This window comes from Actinoplanes solisilvae (genome assembly GCF_003999975.1).
Taxonomy (GTDB): domain Bacteria; phylum Actinomycetota; class Actinomycetes; order Mycobacteriales; family Micromonosporaceae; genus Actinoplanes; species Actinoplanes solisilvae.
The window spans coordinates 1-2,349 of the sequence record NZ_RJAC01000070.1 but is presented as its reverse complement, the minus strand read 5'-3'; the positions used below and the strand labels follow the sequence as shown (position 1 = coordinate 2,349).

The window sequence follows — 2,349 nt, the reverse complement described above, 5'->3', positions numbered from 1 at the left end:
ATTAGTACCGGTTAGCTCAACGCATCGCTGCGCTTACACACCCGGCCTATCAACGTCGTCGTCTTCAACGTTCCTTCAGGACTCTCAAGGAGTCAGGGAGAACTCATCTCGGGGCAAGTTTCGTGCTTAGATGCTTTCAGCACTTATCTCTTCCGCATTTAGCTACCGGGCAGTGCCATTGGCATGACAACCCGAACACCAGTGATGCGTCCACTCCGGTCCTCTCGTACTAGGAGCAGCCCCCCTCAGTTCTCCAGCGCCCACGGCAGATAGGGACCGAACTGTCTCACGACGTTCTAAACCCAGCTCGCGTACCACTTTAAATGGCGAACAGCCATACCCTTGGGACCTACTTCAGCCCCAGGATGTGATGAGCCGACATCGAGGTGCCAAACACCGCCGTCGATATGAACTCTTGGGCGGTATCAGCCTGTTATCCCCGGAGTACCTTTTATCCGTTGAGCGATGGCCCTTCCATTCAGAACCACCGGATCACTATGACCTGCTTTCGCACCTGCTCGCGCCGTCACGCTCGCAGTCAAGCTGGCTTATGCCATTGCACTAACCTCCTGATGTCCGACCAGGATTAGCCAACCTTCGTGCTCCTCCGTTACTCTTTAGGAGGAGACCGCCCCAGTCAAACTACCCACCAGACACTGTCCGCAACCCGGATTACGGGTCAACGTTAGAACATCAAACATTAAAGGGTGGTATTTCAAGGTCGGCTCCATGCAGACTGGCGTCCACACTTCAAAGCCTCCCACCTATCCTACACATCAAGGCTCAATGTTCAGTGTCAAGCTATAGTAAAGGTTCACGGGGTCTTTCCGTCTAGCCGCGGGTACACAGCATCTTCACTGCGATTTCAATTTCACTGAGTCTCGGGTGGAGACAGCGTGGCCATCATTACGCCATTCGTGCAGGTCGGAACTTACCCGACAAGGAATTTCGCTACCTTAGGACCGTTATAGTTACGGCCGCCGTTTACCGGGGCTTCGATCAAGAGCTTCGCTTGCGCTAACCCCATCAATTAACCTTCCGGCACCGGGCAGGCGTCACACCGTATACGTCCACTTTCGTGTTTGCACAGTGCTGTGTTTTTAATAAACAGTTGCAGCCAGCTGGTATCTTCGACTGATTTCAGCTCCACGAGCAAGTCGCTTCACCTACATATCAGCGTGCCTTCTCCCGAAGTTACGGCACCATTTTGCCTAGTTCCTTCACCCGAGTTCTCTCAAGCGCCTTGGTATTCTCTACCTGACCACCTGTGTCGGTTTGGGGTACGGTCCCACTGTATCTGAAGCTTAGAGGCTTTTCCTGGAAGCGTGGCATCGATGACTTCCTGACCGTGGTCAGTTCGTCTCGCCTCTCGGCCTTAGGATCCCGGATTTGCCTGAGATCCCAGCCTACTGGCTTTCACCAGGACAACCAACGCCTGGCCCACCTAGCCTTCTTCGTCCCCCCATCGCAATACAGTGAGGTACGGGAATATTGACCCGTTTCCCATCGACTACGCCTTTCGGCCTCGCCTTAGGGGCCGACTCACTCTGCTCCGATTAGCGTCGAACAGAAACCCTTGGTCTTCCGGCGGGGGAGTTTTTCACTCCCCTTGTCGTTACTCATGTCAGCATTCGCACTCGTGATACCTCCAGCAGACTTCTCAATCCACCTTCATCGGCTTACACGACGCTCCTCTACCGCTCATCCAGAGGATGAACCCGTAGCTTCGGCACCTGGTTTGAGCCCCGTTACATCTTCCGCGCAGGCCGACTCGACTAGTGAGCTATTACGCTTTCTTTAAAGGATGGCTGCTTCTAAGCCAACCTCCTAGCTGTCTGAGCCTTCCCACCTCGTTTCCCACTTAACCAGGATTTCGGGGCCTTAGCTGACGGTCTGGGTTGTTTCCCTTTTCACAACGGACGTTAGCACCCGCTGTGTGTCTCCCACGCTGCACTCACCGGTATTCGGAGTTTGCCTCGGGTTGGTAAGTCGGGATGACCCCCTAGCCGAAACAGTGCTCTACCCCCGGCGGTGATACGTGAGGCGCTACCTAAATAGCTTTCGAGGAGAACCAGCTATCTCCGAGCTTGATTAGCCTTTCACTCCGATCCACAAGTCATCCAAATCTTTTTCAACAGATCCTGGTTCGGTCCTCCAGTTGATGTTACTCAACCTTCAACCTGCTCATGGATAGATCGCCCGGTTTCGGGTCTATTCCCAGCGACTGGTCGCCCAGTTAAGACTCGGTTTCCCTACGCCTCCCCTATACGGTTAAGCTCGCCACTGAAAATAAGTCGCTGACCCATTATACAAAAGGTACGCGGTCACAGAACAAGTCTGCTCCCACAG

1 rRNA gene is annotated in these 2,349 nt (G+C 53.9%); it reads right to left on the bottom strand.

What is annotated here, in order from left to right:
- Positions 1–2,349 (bottom strand): 23S ribosomal RNA (locus EER30_RS46605); the annotation flags it as partial.